Origin of the sequence: Lishizhenia sp. (assembly GCF_033720595.1) — a bacterium.
Lineage (GTDB): Bacteria > Bacteroidota > Bacteroidia > Flavobacteriales_D > Crocinitomicaceae > Lishizhenia.
Window position 1 is genome coordinate 1 of the sequence record NZ_JAWWCF010000256.1, and the last position, 3,356, is coordinate 3,356.

The window sequence follows — 3,356 nt, forward strand, 5'->3', positions numbered from 1 at the left end:
AATGGTTCTTCCAGAGTCGTTAGAAGTTGCTTCAACAACTGTTACATCACCTGCACCAGTTTCCAAAATTCCGTCAGTTAATACTAAATCAGCTCCAACTGCTTCTAAGAAGGCTGCTGTGTCAGGAGTTCCTGTAACACTTGTATAAATAGTGTGTCTCGGTACACCAAAAACAATTGCTCTATCAGCTGTACCATGGTTGGTAATTGTGATTGAAGTTGGACGAGCTTTTTCACCTTCGTCTAACAAAGTTTTTGCTCCTCCTGGACCCATTGACAATTGTCTTCCCATGTCAAGGGTGTTTCCGTGCTGTGCGACTAATTGTGCCGCTTTTCTACTTACGTTTTTATCCATCTTGTTAAACGTTTTCAGATTTTCCGATTACGGAGATTTTATCTCCTTGAATTTTCTTTGGAACAAAAAGCTCAACTGCGATTAATCCCAGTAAAAGTGCTATGATGATCCATGCTAAAACTTTAATGTTCATGCGTTTTAATTTTTTTGCTTGGATACAAATATTTGAAGTTTCAAAACCGTGAGTAGCGCCTTTGTAGACCTTTGTAGGCCTTTGTTACTCTTTGTTGCCCTTTGTAGACCTTTTGGGTGGGTTGAAAAGAAAAGGTCAACTATCTAGTTGACCTTTTTATATAAAATTGAAATACAATTATGATTATCAAAAATAAAGTGCTTAGTTTCCATATCAACGCATCACGAGCTTTACGGTAAACTACTTTTTGTACTTCAATTTCTTTTTCTACTGGTTTCTCCAGTATAGTATCAATTACGATAGGCTTTGGCATGATTTGAAGCCAAAACTCATCAAATTCGCTACGGGTTAGGGTTAGTTCTATTTCATCGTTTTCAAAATTAAAGGTGTCTACTTCAGTTAGGGTAAAAGATGTGTCTACTTGTTCAATTTCGTAAGTTATCTCCAGTGTATCCCGAATGGTATCTTTTACAACTACTGTTTGCGTTTCCTCGATCAACTCAGGGTTACGTTCAATAATGCGTGCCACTCGTTTTGATGCAGAGCACGAAACCATGCCTACACCGGCACAACCAATAATAGCTATTTGTTTAATTGATTTCAAGTTCATTTTCGTTTAGTGGCTCACCGTACAATTCAAAAAACTTGCGGATTACTTTAGGGTTAAGGGTTATACAATACTTATTGTAACCAACCTCTTGTAGCTCCTTGTAGTACACAACATTCATTAACCTACGTAAGTAAGATTGTGAAATAGGGTACAAATCTGCAAGTTCGTTTTTGCGTAGTGGCGAAAGCATTAGTTTAACTTAGGTGAATCGTAAAGTTTAAAAATCGGTTAGTTGACTCTCTTAAACCATCCATCACAATTGGAATATCTGGCCATGGGTATTTCTTTTTGTCTGGATGACCTTCATTTGTTTTAAATAGGGTCAAGGTGTCGGAACTTCTTACCAGTTCAGGTGGAATGGATGCCAAGGAGTGAAAAACAAAAAGCATGTCAATGTTTTTCTGTTTCGTATCGTAGATAAAACTTTTCAAATTTGGATCCAGTGTAGAACCTATAAACCTTGTCGCATCTTCATATAAGATAAGCGCATTAAATACGTGTTCTTCAATAAACTGGTTAAACTCCTCAAAATCTTTTACTACAATTCTATACGTTCCTTGTTTCCAATTCTTCAAATACTTTATATCTGGAATCAACGGGATTTTAAGCCGTTCCCATTCTGGATGATTCCAAGTTTTAAAGTTTCGCCAAGGTGGGTTATCGAAAGTATCAACGATTAACTTCTTTGGCATGATTGAAGCCTGAATTACTTGTTTAGTATAGTCGGTTTTTCCTGTACCTCGACCGCCCGCAATCAAATTGACTTTGTTGGTTCGGTTCATGGTGGGTTAGTGGTTAGATTAATTCCTTTCTAGGCTATTTATTTTAGCGTTTAATCTTCGGTTTTCTACTTCCAATTTCGCATTTCTTGCGGCATGCTTCTTGGCTTTCTTCTTGGTTTTACTTCGCATAAAGAGAAATAAAAGCGTGTGCAGAACTACTGCTATCCATCCAATTACTCCCATTACGTCATAAGTATTTTGGCAACTTTAGATGCAAATGAACCTACATACATTGTCCAGAATCCTGCTCCTGGGCCAATCTCCCAACGAACTTCTTCCATGTACGGAATTGCTGCATCAATAAGCTGTTTTTTAATCGAATCACTTGGGAGAATATCATCACTTAGCATTTTCATTTTTGCTTCGTAATCTTTGTATTTCTCAACAAGTCGTTTTTCTTGATCGTCTAATTCTTCACCGCTGAACTCTTTTTGATAAGCGGCTCGCATTGCTTTAATGACTTTGTTTCCGCCTATAGACTTACGAGCCTTAACGGTTGCAATAGGAGAGAGTACAAGTGTTTCAGCAACAACCAACCCATTCACTAATGAGGTTGCATGTTTCTTTGCGTCATAAGGTTGAAGAGGGACAACAGGCGCAGCTGCTTGCTGCTCCTGTTCAGTCTCTCTTTGTTCCTGATGAATTGCATCAAAATCGAAATCCTCAGAGAAATTACTTTCTAAATCAATGGTACTTGAGTAATTAGGATTCTTTTCTTCGGTAGGCTGAGCAATAACGTCCAAGAGATTCGGAGCGTTCATTATTTCATCAAGTCTTGGGTTAGGCATGGTCTAGGTTGGTTTCCTCCAACAAATACTTGTATTTAGTAATCATTGGAATAATTTCTTTGATTTCGCCCAAGTCTAAACCTCCAGAGGTCAATTTAGGCATCAAATTAAAAATTAAACTAGGTAGGACAGATGCAATGTCGTCACCTTCCTTGAATTGCGAAAAATCAATACCTAATTGACCTGCAAAGTTTCCGAGTGTACCCACTACAGTAACAAGGTCAGCTTCAATGTCCGAAATTTTAGTGCGTTGTTCAGCATTGATTGATTTTAGGCGGTTTATTTCCGCTTGGAGTTCTAGATGATCTAATGGCATTCTATAGATTTAAGTTGATAAAAAGTATTCAGTTTCTTAAGCCCCAAGACTGTTGTTCAACAAACCTAATTCAATACAAATATCAACTGTTCTCAGGGCTTTTTTTCTTGGTTTTTCTATTTCAGTTTTCGACGTAAGTACAAGTGTTTTTTGTGTCCGTCTTTTTCGGTTCTGAAGTAGTAGTTGTCTGCAACATTGTATTGCTCAATGTATTCTTCTACTTGCTTGTGAGATCCAGTAAAGAACTTTTCGTAATCTTTACCATCAATCGTCTTTTTCTTAGGGAAATTACTTTGCATGATCTATTTTTTTATAGAGTTGATTCCAGTGTAAAATTCACCGCCAAGGTTGAAAATAATGTTGTCATTAAACA

Annotated in this window: 8 protein-coding genes; all 8 read right to left on the reverse strand. The window is 37.3% G+C overall.

Annotated elements, in window-relative coordinates; genetic code table 11:
- Positions 1-354: hypothetical protein (locus R3333_RS13570; RefSeq protein WP_318959315.1), on the reverse strand; the 354-nt coding region annotated here is incomplete at its 3' end.
- A gap of 4 nt (positions 355-358) precedes the next feature.
- A complete protein-coding gene (locus tag R3333_RS13575; RefSeq protein ID WP_318959316.1) occupies positions 359-487 on the reverse strand; it encodes a hypothetical protein in 129 nt (42 codons plus the stop codon).
- A gap of 139 nt (positions 488-626) precedes the next feature.
- Positions 627-1,091 carry a hypothetical protein gene (locus R3333_RS13580; protein WP_318959317.1) on the reverse strand — a complete coding sequence of 155 codons (465 nt, stop codon included), beginning with the start codon at positions 1,089-1,091 and terminating at the stop codon, positions 627-629.
- Positions 1,078-1,287 (reverse strand): hypothetical protein, encoded by a 210-nt coding sequence (locus tag R3333_RS13585; RefSeq protein WP_318959318.1) that lies wholly within the window; start codon positions 1,285-1,287, stop codon positions 1,078-1,080. Before R3333_RS13585 ends, R3333_RS13580 begins: the two co-directional genes overlap by 14 nt.
- Positions 1,288-1,291: 4 nt before the next feature.
- A complete protein-coding gene (locus R3333_RS13590; RefSeq protein ID WP_318959319.1) occupies positions 1,292-1,879 on the reverse strand; it encodes a hypothetical protein in 588 nt (195 codons plus the stop codon).
- A gap of 182 nt (positions 1,880-2,061) precedes the next feature.
- Positions 2,062-2,640 carry a hypothetical protein gene (locus R3333_RS13595; protein WP_318959320.1) on the reverse strand — a complete coding sequence of 193 codons (579 nt, stop codon included), beginning with the start codon at positions 2,638-2,640 and terminating at the stop codon, positions 2,062-2,064.
- A gap of 19 nt (positions 2,641-2,659) precedes the next feature.
- A complete protein-coding gene (locus R3333_RS13600; protein ID WP_318959321.1) occupies positions 2,660-2,983 on the reverse strand; it encodes a hypothetical protein in 324 nt (107 codons plus the stop codon).
- Positions 2,984-3,099: 116 nt separating this feature from the next.
- The gene (locus tag R3333_RS13605; RefSeq protein ID WP_318959322.1) at positions 3,100-3,282 is read right to left on the reverse strand and encodes a hypothetical protein; all 183 of its coding nucleotides are present in this window, start codon (positions 3,280-3,282) and stop codon (positions 3,100-3,102) included.
- Positions 3,283-3,356 lie beyond the last annotated feature (74 nt).